This window comes from Rhodococcus triatomae, from assembly GCF_014217785.1.
Classification (GTDB): Bacteria; Actinomycetota; Actinomycetes; order Mycobacteriales; family Mycobacteriaceae; genus Rhodococcus_F; species Rhodococcus_F triatomae.
In genome coordinates this window covers 3,754,027-3,769,723 of the sequence record NZ_CP048814.1, presented here as the reverse complement: position 1 = coordinate 3,769,723, position 15,697 = coordinate 3,754,027, and the positions used below count along the sequence as shown (strand labels likewise).

18 protein-coding genes are annotated in these 15,697 nt (G+C 68.6%); 7 read left to right on the top strand and 11 right to left on the bottom strand.

The features are described from left to right. The first annotated feature begins 10 nt into the window (after positions 1-10). Positions 11-967: a diacylglycerol/lipid kinase family protein gene (locus G4H71_RS17940; protein WP_072736498.1), complete on the top strand. Its 957-nt coding sequence runs from the start codon at positions 11-13 to the stop codon at positions 965-967. A gap of 283 nt (positions 968-1,250) precedes the next feature. Beyond that, a complete protein-coding gene (locus G4H71_RS17935; RefSeq protein ID WP_072736499.1) occupies positions 1,251-1,505 on the top strand; it encodes a WhiB family transcriptional regulator in 255 nt (84 codons plus the stop codon). 130 nt (positions 1,506-1,635) lie between these two features. Here the strand turns inward: G4H71_RS17935 and G4H71_RS17930 are convergent, their stop codons facing one another. Further along, positions 1,636-3,150, bottom strand: a complete 1,515-nt coding sequence (locus G4H71_RS17930; protein WP_072736500.1) for a sensor histidine kinase — start codon at positions 3,148-3,150, stop codon at positions 1,636-1,638. A 3-nt stretch (positions 3,151-3,153) separates the two neighbouring features. Further along, the gene (locus G4H71_RS17925) at positions 3,154-3,369 is read right to left on the bottom strand and encodes a biotin/lipoyl-binding carrier protein (RefSeq protein ID WP_072736501.1); all 216 of its coding nucleotides are present in this window, start codon (positions 3,367-3,369) and stop codon (positions 3,154-3,156) included. Positions 3,370-3,474: 105 nt separating this feature from the next. Here G4H71_RS17925 and G4H71_RS22925 point away from each other — a divergent pair, with 105 nt between their 5' ends. Next, positions 3,475-3,549 carry a 50S ribosomal protein bL37 gene (locus G4H71_RS22925; protein ID WP_022597109.1) on the top strand — a complete coding sequence of 25 codons (75 nt, stop codon included), beginning with the start codon at positions 3,475-3,477 and terminating at the stop codon, positions 3,547-3,549. 115 nt (positions 3,550-3,664) lie between these two features. Here the strand turns inward: G4H71_RS22925 and rsrA are convergent, their stop codons facing one another. Both rsrA and G4H71_RS17915 read right to left on the bottom strand, forming a co-directional pair. Next, on the bottom strand, positions 3,665-3,967 hold the full coding sequence (rsrA, locus tag G4H71_RS17920) for a mycothiol system anti-sigma-R factor (protein ID WP_072736502.1): 303 nt from the start codon (positions 3,965-3,967) through the stop codon (positions 3,665-3,667). Then, a complete protein-coding gene (locus G4H71_RS17915) occupies positions 3,964-4,587 on the bottom strand; it encodes a sigma-70 family RNA polymerase sigma factor (protein WP_246442927.1) in 624 nt (207 codons plus the stop codon). The genes rsrA and G4H71_RS17915 overlap by 4 nt, the downstream gene beginning before the upstream one ends. 346 nt (positions 4,588-4,933) lie before the next feature. On the opposite strand from G4H71_RS17915, the gene ybaK reads away from it, so the two are divergent. Next, entirely contained in the window at positions 4,934-5,428 is a 495-nt protein-coding gene (ybaK, locus tag G4H71_RS17910; RefSeq protein ID WP_072736673.1) for a Cys-tRNA(Pro) deacylase, read from the top strand. A 3-nt stretch (positions 5,429-5,431) separates the two neighbouring features. On the opposite strand, the gene G4H71_RS17905 is transcribed toward ybaK, so the two are convergent. Then, positions 5,432-6,196 (bottom strand): SOS response-associated peptidase, encoded by a 765-nt coding sequence (locus G4H71_RS17905; RefSeq protein WP_072736675.1) that lies wholly within the window; start codon positions 6,194-6,196, stop codon positions 5,432-5,434. 78 nt (positions 6,197-6,274) lie between these two features. Between G4H71_RS17905 and aroA the strand changes: the two genes are divergently transcribed. Together aroA and rsgA are read left to right on the top strand one after the other, a co-directional pair. Further along, positions 6,275-7,588 carry a 3-phosphoshikimate 1-carboxyvinyltransferase gene (gene aroA, locus G4H71_RS17900; RefSeq protein ID WP_072736674.1) on the top strand — a complete coding sequence of 438 codons (1,314 nt, stop codon included), beginning with the start codon at positions 6,275-6,277 and terminating at the stop codon, positions 7,586-7,588. Beyond that, positions 7,585-8,574, top strand: a complete 990-nt coding sequence (gene rsgA, locus G4H71_RS17895) for a ribosome small subunit-dependent GTPase A (RefSeq protein ID WP_072736503.1) — start codon at positions 7,585-7,587, stop codon at positions 8,572-8,574. The genes aroA and rsgA overlap by 4 nt, the downstream gene beginning before the upstream one ends. Positions 8,575-8,636: 62 nt before the next feature. Here rsgA and G4H71_RS17890 read toward each other — a convergent pair whose 3' ends face one another. From G4H71_RS17890 to G4H71_RS17865, 6 genes are all read right to left on the bottom strand, one after another. Continuing rightward, entirely contained in the window at positions 8,637-9,896 is a 1,260-nt protein-coding gene (locus G4H71_RS17890; protein WP_072736504.1) for a fatty acid desaturase family protein, read from the bottom strand. A gap of 104 nt (positions 9,897-10,000) precedes the next feature. Further along, positions 10,001-11,362, bottom strand: a complete 1,362-nt coding sequence (locus G4H71_RS17885; protein ID WP_083342932.1) for a fatty acid desaturase family protein — start codon at positions 11,360-11,362, stop codon at positions 10,001-10,003. Positions 11,363-11,447: 85 nt separating this feature from the next. Continuing rightward, entirely contained in the window at positions 11,448-12,563 is a 1,116-nt protein-coding gene (locus G4H71_RS17880) for a ferredoxin reductase (RefSeq protein ID WP_072736676.1), read from the bottom strand. 122 nt (positions 12,564-12,685) lie between these two features. Continuing rightward, positions 12,686-13,189 carry a DUF6912 family protein gene (locus tag G4H71_RS17875; RefSeq protein ID WP_174561820.1) on the bottom strand — a complete coding sequence of 168 codons (504 nt, stop codon included), beginning with the start codon at positions 13,187-13,189 and terminating at the stop codon, positions 12,686-12,688. Positions 13,190-13,205: 16 nt separating this feature from the next. Beyond that, positions 13,206-14,642, bottom strand: a complete 1,437-nt coding sequence (locus G4H71_RS17870) for a WS/DGAT/MGAT family O-acyltransferase (RefSeq protein WP_072736506.1) — start codon at positions 14,640-14,642, stop codon at positions 13,206-13,208. Further along, positions 14,639-14,995, bottom strand: coding sequence for an HAD family hydrolase (locus G4H71_RS17865; protein ID WP_072736507.1), 357 nt, complete (start codon positions 14,993-14,995; stop codon positions 14,639-14,641). The genes G4H71_RS17870 and G4H71_RS17865 overlap by 4 nt, the downstream gene beginning before the upstream one ends. Before the next feature lie 94 nt (positions 14,996-15,089). On the opposite strand from G4H71_RS17865, the gene G4H71_RS17860 reads away from it, so the two are divergent. Continuing rightward, a complete protein-coding gene (locus G4H71_RS17860; RefSeq protein ID WP_139183184.1) occupies positions 15,090-15,686 on the top strand; it encodes an Rv3235 family protein in 597 nt (198 codons plus the stop codon). The last annotated feature ends 11 nt before the right edge of the window (positions 15,687-15,697 follow it).

Genomic DNA, 15,697 nt, shown 5'->3' with positions numbered 1-15,697 from the left:
CTGATGCTCCGTGCACGCGCTGCTGATCGTCAACCCCAATGCGACGTCGACGACCGCGGCCGGTCGCGACCTCCTGGCCCACGCCCTGGCCAGTCGCGTCCGCCTCACCGTGACCCACACCACGCATCGCGGCCACGCCTCGGAGCTGGCCCGGCGGGCCCGCGAGGACGCGACGGGGCTGATCATCGTGCACGGTGGCGACGGGACGGTCAACGAGGTCGTCAACGGCCTCCTCGGCGTCCCCCACCCGACTCGTCTGACCGACCTGCCCGTCGGCCCCATCCCGCCGATCGCGGTGGTTCCCGGCGGTTCGGCCAACGTCTTCGCCCGCTCCCTCGGCATCTCCCCCGACCCCGTGGAAGCCACCAACCAGGTGATCGATCTCATCGGACACCGCACGAGCCGACGCATCGGGCTCGCGCACTGCGATGAGCGGTGGTTCACGTTCAATGCCGGACTGGGCCTGGACGCGCAGGTCTGCGAGGCGGTGGAGGCGCACCGCAGTGCGGGAAAGCTCGCCACGCCGGGCCAGTACCTGCGCGCGACGGTGCGGGCGTTCTTCGCCGCCAAGGGGGCGGAGCCGTCGCTCACCGCGGAGGTTCCCGGACACGAGCCCGTCGAGGGCGTCCACTTCGCCTTCGTCTCCAACACCAGCCCCTGGACCTACCTGAACGCGCGCCCGATCCACACCAACCCCGGCACGACCTACGACGGCGGGCTGGGACTCTTCGCGATGCGCTCGACCCGACTGGGCACCACCCTGCGGGTGGCGCGCCAGCTTCTGGCTCCGGGAGCCTCGCCGCACTCGAAGTCGCTACTGCGGGTCGACGACGCCGCCCGCATTCGCCTGACCTCGTCCCGGCCGATCGGCCTCCAGATGGACGGCGACTACATCGGGCTCCGCGACCGGGTGGAGTTCGTGTCCGTGCCCGATGCCCTCGACGTGGTGGCACCGCCTGCTCGGTGAGCTCCCGCGGCGGTGCCTGCCCCGTGATCCACACCACGATCGGCCGGTACAGCCCGATACCGCGGATCGGTCGCACTACCGGCCGAGTTGCGGTAAGAAGGACGAAGCGCGAAGGGAAACCTAACAGAGTGAGTTCCCCCACGGTACAGGCTATTTCTATTGACATCGCGCCAGTTCGTGAAAGCATTCACAAGCAACAGTGCGGAAACATTCTGTACGCACAGATGAACTCAGCGAAAACGATACGGTGCACACGCATGCACCCAGGCAAGGAGTAGAAGTAATGGACTGGCGCCACAACGCTATCTGTCGCGACGAAGATCCCGAGCTGTTCTTCCCGGTGGGAAACAGCGGCCCGGCACTCGCGCAGATCGCCGATGCCAAGGTCGTGTGCAACCGCTGCCCCGTCACCGCCGAGTGCCTCTCCTGGGCCCTCGAGTCGGGCCAGGATGCCGGTGTGTGGGGTGGCATGAGCGAGGACGAGCGTCGCGCACTCAAGCGCCGTAACGCACGGACCCGGGCTCGCACCTCCGCGTAGAGACTTCGGCACGAAAAGAACTTCGGACAGACGGACAGACAGAGGACGCCCGGCACCACATGGTGTCGGGCTTTTCGCTGCCTGTCTCACGACAGGAGGCGTCCCGGAACGCTCCGGGGAGGGCCGGGCGTCAGGAGCGCTCGGGCCCGCGGGACCCGCGGCGGCCCAGCGGCACCCGCAGTACCGCATCGGTGCCCCCGCCCGGGGCGGCGTGCAGCGCGAGCGTGCCGTCCAACTCCGCCGCGACGAGCGTACGCACGATCTGCAGGCCGAGCCGGTTCGAGGCGACCAGGTCGAAGCCCTCGGGAAGCCCCTTTCCGTCGTCGTGCACGACGACGTCGAGCACGCGAGCGGATCGCGACGCCCGCAAGGTCACCGTGCCGGGTACACCCGTCTCGAAGGCGTGCTCGATGGCGTTCTGCACGAGCTCGGTGAGCACCATGACCAACGGCGTCGCCCGCTCCGCGGAGAACACCCCGAAATTGCCCTCGCGGCGCACCGTGATCGGCGTGCTCACGCTGGCCACGTCCGACAGGATCGGCACCAGGCGGTCCACGACCTCGTCCAGGTTGACTTCCTCGTCCACGGACATCGACAGGGTGTCGTGCACCAGCGCGATCGAGGTCACCCGGCGCACGGACTCGGTGAGCGCCTGCCGCGCCTCCTCGTTCTCGGTGCGCCTGGCCTGCAGCCGCAACAGCGCCGCGACGGTCTGCAGGTTGTTCTTCACCCGATGGTGGATCTCCCGGATCGTGGCGTCCTTGCTCAACAACGCCCGGTCGCGGCGTTTGACCTCGGTGACGTCACGCACGACGACGACGGCACCGACGATGCGGCCGGCCGGCTCGAGCACCAGTGCGCGCACGACCACGGTGGCACCCCGTGCCTCGATCTCCATCGAACGACCAGGCTTGTCCGCCAACGTGTCCCGGATGTACGCGGCCACGTCCCTGGACTCGAACGGATCGGTCACGAGGGCCTGGGTCACCGCGGCCAGATCCTGACCGAGCAGATCCGAGCTCGAACCCATGCGATGGTAGGCGGACAGCGCGTTGGGGCTCGCATACACCACCTTGCCCGCCGGGTCGAGACGGATGAATCCGTCGCCGGCCCGAGGGCTCGAGTTCGCGACGGTCCGCGACTGCGGCGTCGGGAACGTGCCGTCGCTGATCATCTGGCACAGGTCCTCGGCGCTGTCGAGGTAGGCCACCTCGAGCGGGCTCTGGGTGCGCTGGTGCGACAGGTTGGTGTCCCTGCTGAGAACCCCGATCACCGTCCCACCCCAACGCACCGGCCACGCCTCGCCCCGCGGCGGAACGCCGGGGTGCGCGCTGTGTCCCTCGGCGCGGACGACGGCGCCCTCCGCGAACGCCTTGCGTACCTGAGGATGCTCGGACTCCGAGGCGACGGTGCCCACGACGTCCTCGGCGAACGCGGTGGACGCCGTCGTCGGACGGCACTGGGCCACGCAGATCACCCGGCCGGCCTCCCCCTGCCCGCCCGGCGCCGTGGTCACCCACAGCAGGATGTCCGCGAAGGAGAGGTCCGCGAGCAACTGCCACTCGCCGACGACCCGCTGGAGGTGGTCGACCGCGCCGCCGGGCAGATCGGTGTGCTCGGCGAGCAGATCGCTCAGTGTGGACACGGATCAGGAGATCGTGGCGATGAGGTCGCCCTGCTGGATGACGTCGCCGACCTTCACGTCGACGGAGCTGACGGTGCCGGCTTCCTCGGCCACGACCGGGATCTCCATCTTCATGGACTCGAGGATGACCAGGGTGTCACCCTCGGCGACCTCGTCGCCCGCACTGACGACGATCTGGAACACCGTCGACACCATCTCCGCGCGCACGTCTTCCGCCATTGCGTCCTCACTCTTCCACCGCCGGCCGGGCCCAACGCCCAGCCCTGTTGTCGTCCCACCCAATCACACGTGAAAGACTGGAGTGAAACAGAAGGGAGTCCACACATGGGTAAGCGTGGCCGCAAGAAGCGCAGCCGTAAGGGCAACGCCGCAAACCACGGCAAGCGTCCCAACGCCTGACGCGCCGTCGCAACGTGATCGGGGCCGGAAAGCGATACGCTTTCCGGCCCCGATTCGTCTGTGTGCGCTTCGTCGGTGTGCGCTTCGCTGTGTGCGCTTCCTCTGGGCGGCGCTGTCACCGCTCGCTCTGCGCGGCGTCGTCCGCGGTCTGGGTCCGGGTGATCACGACGGTGCGGCGCAACTCGACGGTCAGGCGCTCACGCAGCCCGTCCGGCGCGTGCTCGCCGCCGCACTTGCGATTGACGAGGCTCTTGACCTTCTCCTCTATCCCGTAGGCCTCGAAGCACGATCCGCACTCGTCGAGGTGCCGTTCGAGGCGCGCGCGCGACGCGTCGTCACACTCCCCGTCGAGCATCAACCACACGTCCGCAATGACCGCCGAGCAGTCCAGCCGCTCGAATTCGTCCTGCTCGCTCACCGCGTTACCTCCTGCTCGGCCGACCCTGTCGATTCGGCCGCCGTCGTCGACGAATTCCGGTCGAAGCCACGTTCCCTCGCGACCTCCGCGAGCAGACCTCGCAGTTGCTTGCGGCCACGGTGCAGTCGCGACATCACGGTGCCGATCGGCGTACCCATGATCTCCGCGATCTCCTTGTACGGGAAGCCTTCGACGTCGGCGTAGTACACCGCCATCCGGAACTCCTCCGGCAACGCCTGCAGGGCGGCCTTGATGTCGTCGTCCGGCAGGGCGTCGAGCGCCTCCACCTCCGCGGACCGCAGGCCCGTGGACGAGTGCTCCGCCGTGGCGGCGAGCTGCCAGTCGGTGATCTCGTCCGTCGGGTACTGCGCGGGCTGTCGCTGCTTCTTCCGGTACGAGTTGATGTACGTGTTGGTGAGGATCCGGTACAGCCACGCCTTCAGGTTGGTGCCCTCGCGGAACGACCGGAACGCCGAATACGCCTTGACGTACGTCTCCTGCACCAGGTCCTCGGCGTCGGCGGGATTGCGGGTCATCCGCAGCGCGGCGCCGTACAGCTGGTCGAGCAACGGGAGAGCGTCACGCTCGAAGCGAGCGATCAGCGCCTCCTGCGATTCCACCGGATCCGTGGCCTCACCCGAGGCGGGCTTGTCGTCCGATGGACCGTCCTGTTCCTGCACGCTGATCCCTTCAGTCGACGTCGGGCTCAAGGGTACCGCCACCGTCGGGGCATGCCTCTCGAACACCCGAGTCCCGATCACCTCGTCCGGCTGCGGTCGCGCGCGTTCCAACACCGTGGTCACCACTGTCGCGATCACTCCTCTTCGTCGGTCGTCCGTCACGCCCGCATGTCCCGGTCGTTCGGCTTCGGGAAGCGTCTGACGATCACAACAGCGGACACCTCACGACTGTTCCCGACCGTGCGACGGACGGAGTTCGCCGGCGCGTCATGGCACAGTGGTGACCATGGCCGGAACCGCGACGCCCGCGACGACCTTGCTGGTGAAGCAGGAGGTCGAGCACCAGATCCACACCTACGAGCACGACCCGCGCGCCGAATCGTTCGGCACCGAGGCCGTCGATGCACTCGGTGGACGACTGGGGGTGACGGCCCTCCAGGTGTTCAAGACCCTGGTCGTGTCCCTCGACACCGGAAAGCTCGCCGTGGCCGTACTCCCCGTCCCGAACCGCCTCTCGCTCAAGGCGGCGGCAGCCGCCCTCGGAGCCGGGAAGGCCGCAATGGCCGAGCGCGCGGACGTCGAGCGTTCCACCGGCTACGTCTTCGGCGGAGTGTCGCCGCTCGGCCAGCGCAAGCGGCTGGCGACGGTGATCGACGCGTCCGCCCTCGAGTGGGACCGGGTGCTCTGCAGTGGTGGCCGACGCGGGCTCGAGATCGAACTCGCACCGGCGGACCTGGTACGTCTGTGCGCGGCGGTCACTGCCCCGATCAGCGCCGGATGACGCTCACAACAGGGTGAACTGCTCGCCCACCCCGGGCACCTGATCGTCGGACGACCCGGGTGATCGGGCAGTCACCAGGCCCGGGCCGTCGTTGCGCACGTCGTTGACCCGGGTGGAGACGGGCCTGATCCCGATTCGGGCGAGTGATTCGGCCGCCGGCTCGAGCAGCGCCGGATCCGCGGGAACGGACGGATCGAGCCAGCGCTCCCAGCGTTCTGCGGGCAGGATCACCGGCATCCGATCGTGTACGTCCTTCAACTCTCCGACCGCCGCCGTCGTGAGGACCGCACAACTGAACAGCCTCGACTGCCGCTGTGGATGGCGCCGGTAGGACCACAGACCGGCCACGTACAGTCGGCCACCGTCGGTGGGCGACAGGAAGCGGGGCCGGGAGACCGTTCGGCCGAAACGATCCGACTCGTTCGCCCACTCGTACCAGCCGTCCATCGGGATCAGCGCCCGCATCGACGCGAACGAATCGCGGAACGCCGGCTTCTCGTGCGCGGTCTCCGAGCGGGCGTTGAACAACGGCGGCCCGCTCAGGTCCCGCGCCCAGGACGGCACGAGACCCCACCGCATACACCGGATCCTCCGTGCGCCTCCCCCGGAGACCACCACGGGTACCCGGGTGGTGGGCGCGACGTTGTAGCTCGGGAGGTGCGGCCCCGTTCCGTCCTCGCCGGCCTGGTCCTGCCACGTCTCGTCGAGGGCGTCGATCTCGGTCGCGAGGGTGGCCGGGTCGGTGACCATCGCATACCTGCCGCACATGGCGTCCAGGCTCTCATCCCGCGGTGACATCCGCGCGGTCGACGCGCGGTGCGAGGCACTCTCGCCGCCGAGTCGGGGATGAGCGAAGATGGACCGGTGAGTTTCTGGAGTGCACCCCGTGTCTCGTCGCCGATCCATGCCACCGTCACCCTGCCCGGATCGAAGTCGATCACCAACCGGGCCCTCGTCCTGGCCGCGCTGGCGGACGGCCCGTCCACGGTGACCGGGGCACTCCGCAGCCGTGACACCGACCTGATGATCGGCGCCCTCCGTGCACTCGGCACCGCGATCAGCGGTGACGGGCCCACTCTCGAGGTCGTCCCCGGCCGGTTCCACGGCGGAGCAGTGGACTGCGGGCTCGCCGGCACCGTCATGCGGTTCGTCCCGCCGCTCGCCGCACTCGCCGACGGCGACGTCGTCTTCGACGGAGACGAGCAGGCCCGGACGCGGCCACTCGACACCCTGCTGTCCGGCCTGCGTGCCCTCGACGCGGACATCGCAGGCGACACCCTGCCGTTCACCGTGCACGGCCGCGGCGCCCTCCGTGGCGGCACCGTGACCATCGACGCCTCCGGCTCGTCCCAGTTCGTGTCCGGGCTGCTGCTGTCCGGTGCGGCGTTCGACGAGGGCGTGACCGTCCATCACGACGGCAAACCGGTGCCGTCGATGCCCCACATCGACATGACGGTGGAAATGCTGCGCACCGCCGGAGTCGACGTCACGACCCCGGCCTCGGGCGGCGAGGCGAACACCTGGCGGGTGCGGCCGGGACGGGTACACGCGATCGACTGGAACATCGAGCCCGACCTGTCCAACGCGACGGCATTCCTCGCCGCGGCCGCGGTGACCGGAGGCGAGGTCACCGTCCCGTCCTGGCCCGAGCGGACCACCCAGCCGGGCGACGCGATCCGCGGGATACTCGAGTCCATGGGCGCCGAAGTGCACAGGGAAGGAACGGATCTCACCGTGCGAGGCCCGCGTTCGCTGCGCGGGATCGACATCGATCTGCACGATCTCGGCGAGCTCACCCCCACGGTGGCCGCGCTCGCCGCCGTCGCCTCGGGGCCGTCCCACCTGCGGGGCATCGCGCACCTGCGCGGGCACGAAACCGACCGGCTGGCAGCACTCTCGACGGAGATCAACGCACTGGGCGGCCGGGTCACCGAGACTCCGGACGGTCTCGACATCGAGCCCGTTCCGCTGCACGGCGGCCACTGGCACTCGTACGCCGACCATCGGATGGCGACCGCGGGCGCGATCATCGGCCTCGTCGTCGACGGCGTGTCGGTCGACGACATCGCGACCACCTCGAAGACCCTGCCCGGCTTCGAGCGCATGTGGGACGCCATGCTGGGTAACGCGGTCGCCACCGACACGGGGGCGCGGTCCTGAGCCCGCGCCGGTACGACGAGTCCGACGTCCGTATCCGGCCCGGACGCGGCAGTCGTCCCCGCACCAAGACCCGACCCGAACACCTCGATGCACTCGAGGCGATGGTGATCTCCGTGGACCGTGGCCGATGGGGCTGCGCCATCGACGGAAACCCCGAGCACGTGGTCGTCGCGATGCGAGCACGGGAACTCGGCAGGACGCCGATCGTCGTCGGCGACCGAGTCGGGGTGGTCGGCGATCTGTCCGGGCGGCCGGACACGCTGGCCCGCATCGTGCGGGTGAGCGAGCGCGCCACCGTTCTGCGGCGGACGGCCGACGACACCGACCCCTACGAGCGCATCGTCGTCGCGAACGCGGAACAGCTGCTGATCGTGGTCGCTCTCGCCGACCCGCCGCCACGCACCGGATTCGTCGAACGCGCCCTCGTGGCGGCCTACGCGGGTGGACTGCGTCCCGTCGTGTGCCTGACCAAGAACGATCTCGCACCGTCCGAGGAGTTCGCGGCCACGTTTGCCGACCTCGACGTCCCGGTGGTGCTCGGCGGACAGGACGATCCGGTCGAGGCGGTGACCGCGATACTCGACGGGACGGTCACCGCGCTCATCGGGCACTCCGGCGTCGGGAAGTCGACCCTGGTGAACCGGCTCGTCCCCGACGCCGACCGGGCCACGGGAGTCGTGTCGGGAGTCGGGAAGGGCCGCCACACCTCCACCCAGTCGGTGGCCCTGCACCTCCCCGGCGGCGGATGGGTCGTCGACACCCCGGGGATCCGGTCCTTCGGCCTCGCCCACATCTCCCCCGAGGACGTCGTCGACGCCTTCTCCGACCTCGCCGCGGCAATCGCGGACTGCCCGAGAGGGTGCACCCACCTGGGCCCGCCCGCGGACCCGGAATGCGCCCTCGACCGGCTCGAGGGCGATTCCGCGGCGCGCGTGTCGGCGGTGCGGGGCCTGCTCGCCGCGATCGCGACCAACGAGACCTGGTAGACGCGTCACGCCCTCCCCGCGTTCGGGGAGGGCGTGACGGGCCGGCAACGTCCGACGAGCAGCTAGGCGCTGACGCGCTCGCGAACTCGACGGACCAGTCCGGTGACGCCGCGGCGACCGCGCACGTCGGCGATCGCGGTCCGCAGGCCCCGGCGACGCCCCGTGGACGGGTCGACGTCGCCGTACCGGCGTCCCTCGAAACGTCGCTCCGACGCGGTCTCGGGGGCGTCGTCCGCGGTGTCCACCAGGTACTTGTTCGGCAGCGACAGCTTGGCGATGGTGCGCCACGACTTCCCGTACTGCACCAGGAACGGCCCGGTCGTGTACGGCAGGTCGTACTTGTCGCACAGTTCCCGCACCCGCACCGCGATCTCGGCGTACCGGTTACTCGGCAGGTCCGGGAACAGGTGGTGCTCGATCTGGTGACTCAGGTTGCCGCTCATGAAGTGAATGAGCGGCCCACCGGTGATGTTCGCGCTGCCGAGCATCTGACGCAGGTACCACTCCGCCTGCGTCTCGGTGTCGATGTCCTCCTTGGTGAACTTCTCGGCGCCGTCCGGGAAGTGTCCGCAGAAGATGATCGCGTTGGTCCACACGTTGCGGATCGTGTTGGCCGCGAAGTTCGCGGTGAAGGTGCTCTTCCAGGCAGGGCCGGTCAGGGCGGGGAATATCACGTAATCCTTGACGACCTGCCGACCCATCTTGGCGCCGACCTCACGGAGCTTGCGCCGGGTCTCCTCCTTCGGCACGCGCCCCTTCGCGACCTTGCCGAGTTCGAGATGCTGGACGGCGACACCCCACTGGAAGAACCCTGCGAGCAGGGCGTTGTAGAGGATATTGCCGGCGTTGAACGGCTTCCACCGCTGGTCGCGGGTGACCCGCAGCAGCCCGTAGCCCACGTCGTCGTCCATCCCGAGGACGTTCGTGTACTTGTGGTGCAGGTAGTTGTGCGTCTGCTTCCAGTGCGCCGAGGGGCCGGTGTTGTCCCATTCCCAGGTGCTCGAGTGGACCTCGGGGTCGTTCATCCAGTCCCACTGCCCGTGCATGACGTTGTGGCCGAGTTCCATGTTCTCGATGATCTTCGAGACACCGAGCATCCCGGCACCGAGCAGCCACGCGGGTCGGCGACGGCTGGCGAAGAGCACCGCACGGCCACCGATCTCGAGCGAGCGCTGCAGTCGGATCGTGTTGCGCAGATACCGCGCATCGCGCTCGCCGCGCGTGTCCTCGATGTCACGACGGATGGCGTCGAGCTCGCGGCCCAGCGCCTCGACGTCGGCATCGGTGAGGTGCGCGTATTCCATGACGTCTGCGATAGCCATTGGCTGACCTCCTCCCTGCGGGCGTCGGAGGGCACGCCCGTCAGGGACCTACCGTACCGTAGGTTACGGTCCGGTAGGTTACGAGATCGTAGGTGTGAGAGAAGTCACGAACGCCGTCGACGCCTTCTGGTGAAACCCCTGGCGCCGGCCGTCAGCTCCTTGGCACCGGCCGTGGCGCCGGCGGTCAACTCCTTGGCACCCGCAGTGGCACCGGCCGTGAGTTCCTTGGCACCGGCCGGGATCCTGGCCTCGGCGCGGCTCTTCAACGCGGAGAGCAGACCCACCCGCCGGCCGGTGACCGGATCCGTGCGCAACGTCTCGAGTGCCGCCTCGGCCCGCTCGAACTTGCGTTCCGAGGAGGTCTCCGGGGCGTCGTCGGACGTGGCACGCAGGAAACGGTCCGGCAGCGCGAGCTTGTGGATCGTGCGCAGTGCCAGCAGGTACTGCTTCGCCAGCGATCCGGTGGTGTACGGGAGGTCGTACTTGTCGCACAGATCGCGCACCCGCGCCGAGATCTCCGGGTACCTGTTGCTCGGAAGATCCGGAAAGAGGTGGTGTTCGATCTGGTAGCTGAGGTTGCCGCTCATGAATCCCATGACGGGACCCGACGTGAAGTTCGCCGAGCCCAGCATCTGCCGCAGGTACCACTCGTGCGGAGTCTCGTTCTCGAACTCGGCGACCGTGAACTTCTCCGCGCCGTCCGGGAAGTGACCGCAGAAGATCACGACATAGGCCCACAGGTTGCGCACGACGTTCGCCGTGAGGTTGGCCGTGAGCGTGCTCTTCCACGCCGGGCCCGTCAACACCGGGAACAGGACGTAGTCCTTGCCCACCTGCCGGAAGATCTTGCGGGCGAAGTCCTTGTTGGCCTGCGAGTTGATCTTCCCCGGCGTCGCACCCTCCAGCTCGAGGGCGGCCTCGCGGTCGTGCAGCGCGATCCCCCACTCGAATGTCGCCGCCAGGACGACGTTCGCGAGCGGCTGGAGCAGGTTGATCGGCCGCCACTTCTCGTCCCGCGTCATCCGGAGGATGCCGAAGCCCACGTCGTCGTCCATCCCGACGATGTTCGTGAACGTGTGGTGCGAGTAGTTGTGTGCACGCTTCCAGTGCTCGGACGGCCCGGTCTGATCCCACTCCCAGGACATCGAGTGGATCTCGGGGTCGTTCATCCAGTCCCACTGGCCGTGCATGACGTTGTGGCCGAGTTCCATGTTCTCGATGATCTTCGACAGTGACAGCAACGCCGTGCCGGCCACCCAGGCGGGTCGGAACTTGCTGCCGAACAGCATGATCCGGCCGCCGAGTTCGAGGCCACGCTGCAACCTGATGGTGCGGCGAATGTACTTGGCGTCGCGGACCCCGCGGGAGTCCTCGACATCGCGACGAATCGCATCGAGCTCGCGGCCGAGCGATTCGATGTCCGCCTCGGTGAGGTGGGCGAACTGTTTGATGTCGGTGATGGCCACCGGCGTCCTCCGTGGTCGAGCAGTGCGTGTCGAAAACTGGCTGTGCGAGGTACCTGCCGAGCGATGTATCGATCGTTCGAGAAGGTCAGGCGTCGAGCGTGCAATCCCCTGCGGCGGCGGAAATGCACGTCTGGACCCGGTCACCTTCTGCATGATCCTTACCGGACCGCAGATCGATCGCGTGGCCTTCGACGATCGGGAGCACGCAGGTCTGACAGATGCCCATCCTGCAACCGAACGGCATGAGCACACCGGCTCGCTCCCCCGCTTCGAGCAGAGTTGTCGCACCGTCGATTGTGGTCGATTTTCCCGACTTTGCAAAGGTCACCGTTCCGCCCTCGCCCGACGTGTCGGCGCGGGAGACCGCGAAACGCTCGAGGTGGAGGAACTCGGAAATGCCCTGTTCGGACCACACGCTCTCGATCTCGTCGAGCATCGGCAACGGGCCGCACGCCCACGTCTGCCGTTCTCGCCAGTCCGGACAGAGTTCGTCGAGCGAGGCCAGCGAGAACTTGCCCTGACTGCGTGTGAGCTGGACATGTGAGCGAAACCCCGAGTGGTCGGCGTCGAGTTGCGCGATCTCCTCGGCGAACATGACGTCGTCCCGAGTGGGCGCCGAATGCACGTGCAGGACGTCGGGCACGTGACCCCGGCGTGCCATCGCCCGAAGCATCGCCATCACCGGGGTGACACCGCTGCCGGCGGTGAGGAACAACACCTTTTCCGGAGGCGGATCCGGAAGAACGAAGTTGCCGGTGGGTGCGGCCAGCCGCACGATCGTGCCGGACGGCACCCCGTTGACGAGGTGGCTCGACAACAGCCCCTCGGGCATCGCCTTCACCGCGATCGAGATCCGCTTGCCCTCCCAGTTCGGCGGGGAGGTCAGGGAGTACGACCGCCAGTGCCAGCGGCCCTCGAGATGCAGACCGATGCCGATGTACTGGCCGGGTGCGTATCCGAAGTCGAACCCCCACCCGGGCTTGATGACGATGGTGGCGGCCTCCGCCGTCTCGCGGCGCACCTCGACGATCTGGCCACGCAACTCGCGCGCCGACCACAGCGGGTTGACCAGATGCAGGTAGTCGTCCGGGAGCAGCGGGGTCGTCAATCGCGCGGCCGCACCGCGCAGCCAATTGAGTCGGGACCGCCCCGCGGGCACGACGGCCGCGGCGGGTGCCTCGATCCAATCCTTCAAGCTCATCCGTGTCACCTCTCCGATCTGCACCTACGGTACCGTAGGTGTGGTTACGGTACCGTAGGTTACTTCGAGGTAGCCACCCCTGGAGCAGCAACTCCAGGAGGGACGAGTGACAACAGCTCCGGTTACAGCAACTCCAGGAGGAACGGTAGTTCCTGGGTCGCATACCACGCCAGCGGATGGTCCTCGGCGTCACCGAGAACGAACTCGGCCTCGGGATCACCGAGATCAGCCTCGTCCACGACCGCCACCGCCCGTTCGATATCGGGCTCGGCGGCCTCCAGATCGACGTGGACCGACGCCACCTCGTCGATCGACACGGGGCCCGCGAGCCGCACGACGGCGTCGTCGAGATCCGGCCGCACGGTCACGTCAGCCACGTCGGCAGCGATGACGGCCCGCCGGAAACGGACCCCGTCCTCGCCCTCCTTCGCGGCGAGCAGCCGCAACGAGGCGCGCGCGGCCTCGGCCATCGCGACGGCCTCGAGCTCCTCGTCGTCGCCGGACGCGTAGGCCTCCCGCAGCGTAGGGGTGACGGCGAACGCCGTGCGGCTCATCGGATCGAGACGGCGATCCTCGACGAGCCGGGTCAACGATTCGATCGTCGCAGGAATGTAGACGCGGGTCACAGCGTCTCCCCCTCCGTCACCGACTGGCATCCGACAACTCCTCGAGAGATTCGTAGAGCAGAGCCGCCACCACATCCACGTCGGACATCGCATCGCGGTCTGCATTCAAACCGTAGTAGACACGGCCGTCGTAGGACGTCAACGCGATGCTCAGTGTCTGATTCTTCAGCAACGGCGAGACGGGATACATCTCGAGCATCCGCGCACCGCCGACGAACATCGGCGCCTGCGGTCCCGGGGCGTTGGTGATCATCAGGTTGAACATCCTCTGCGAGAAGCTACTCGCCGCACGTGCTCCCATCGCGTGCAAGGTCGCCGGGGCGAACCCGGACAGGCGCATCATCGTCTGCGCCGTCACCCGCTGGCTCTGCCGCTCGAACTCCGCGGTGGCGTGCGCCACGTGCGAGAGCTGCACCACGGTGTTGGGCTCGCCGACCGGCAGGTCGATGAGGAACGACGACACCCGGCCTCGTTCCTGGTCGGAATCCTCGACCGGCGGGCGTCCCCGCACCGGTCCCGACTCCGCCTCCTCGACGTCCGGGTACACCGAGATCGGGACCATCGCGCGCACCGTCGTCGCCTCGGTCACCGGCTCACCTCTCGAGAGCAGCCAGTTCCGCAGGGCCCCGGTGACCACCGCGAGGATCACGTCGTTGATCTCGCAGTCGTACCGAGCCCGGATCTTGCGGTAGTCGTCCAGTTCGGTCTTCGCCACGGCATAGCGACGGCTGCGCGAGATCGGCGCGTTCAGTGGATTCGACGGTGCCGACGAGGTGGCAGTGCGCAGGACCGCGGCCGCCTTCTCCACGACCTGGGCGGTGCCCGCGAACATCGACGCGACGTCCGACGCCGCACCGCGCACGGCGGACACCGCCTCGGCGGGACGGGCGATCATCTCCGTGAGCGCTCCCGCGACCAGCGTCGCCGTCCCCGGTTCCGCCGCGGGCATCCAGAGTTCCTCGTCGAGCCGGTCGGGGTGCTTCTCCGCGTCGATGATCACGTGCCCGATGTCCAGTGCCGATTCGCCGTCGACCAGCGCGGAGTGGGACTTGGTGAAGATCGCGAAGCGGCCACGCGAGAGACCTTCGACGAGGTACATCTCCCACAGTGGACGGGTGTTGTCGAGCGGCCGCGAGATCAGCCGCGCGACCAGGTCGTGCAGTTGCGCGTCCGACCCGGGCCGGGGAAGCGCCGAGCGACGCACGTGATACTCGATGTCGAAGTCCCGGTCGTCGACCCACACCGGCCGGGCCAGGCCGAACGCCACCTCGCGCACCTTCTGCCGGTAGCGGGGCACGAGCCGGAGCCGTTCCTCGACCAGACGGAGCAGATGCTCGTAGTCGAATCCGCCCCGGGGAGTCTGGAACACCGCGAGCGAACCCACGTGCATCGGGGTGCTGCCCGCCTCGAGGAAGTAGAACGACGCGTCCTGCGCGCTGAGCCGGTTCGTCATGTCGCCGCATCTCCCCCTGTTCGTTCCGCGCTGTCTTCTGCCGGTGTCTCGTCACCCGGCTCCCGGTCGATGAAGATACAGGCCTGCGGCTCCACGCCGAGCCGTTCGGCGACTATCCGGTAGATCCGCGGGTCCGGTTTCGCCACCCCGACGTCCCCGGACAGCACCACGACATCGACCACGGAGCCGGCGAGCGAACGCAGGGCCGACGCCTGCGGGCCACCCTGGTCGTTACTGAGAATCGCGGTACGGCAACCGTTTCCGCGAGCGTCCCCGAGGAGGCCGACCAGAACGGAGGCCTCCGGATCGGGCCCGTCGAGGACGCCGGCGTAGTCCGATATCAATGCTCGCACGCCCTCACCCTAGGACGCGGGCCTGCGTTCGGCGAGACGGACTCGGGCACCTCGGTGCCCGATTGCCGCGCGCGTTCGGCCCGAATGTGCGAGCATGGCGCGGGGCGTGCCGAGGCACGTGGGGATCGAGGGGGAACACGCGATGGACGAGGGCTACACCTATCTCTCCGGAGTGCCATGCTGCGAGCCGCCGCTGGGTGCGATCGGCGAGCCGTGTGCGCACCTGCCGGTACCCGGGACACGTCACCGACCGCTCGGCGGACGCGGCGCGGCACAGAGTTCACCCCACGACGGACGGTCGCCCACACGAGCGGCGATGCGCGAGCCGGCCGCACCACGCGACAGCAGCGCATTCGCCGAGTTGGCCATACGGCGAGCACTCGAGGTGGTCGACCGGCGACGCAACCCGAACCAGCTGCGTACATTCTTCGCGCCCGAAGTGGTCGAGCACCTGCACCGACTCGCCACCGCCGGGGCGCGCCGCGGGTCTCGGGGGACGGCGATCCTGCAGACCGTCCATCTCCGGCCGGTTCACTCCGGTCCCCCGCACCCGGCGGCCGGGGACTCCGGCCCGGCGGAGGTCGTCGAGTTCTTCGGGCGGTACGCACGCGGTGAGCGCTCGCCCGCCTTCGCCGGCCGGATGGAACAGACGGCCGGCGGGTGGCGAGTGACCTCCCTGCTGTTCGCCTAGTCGGCCGTGGG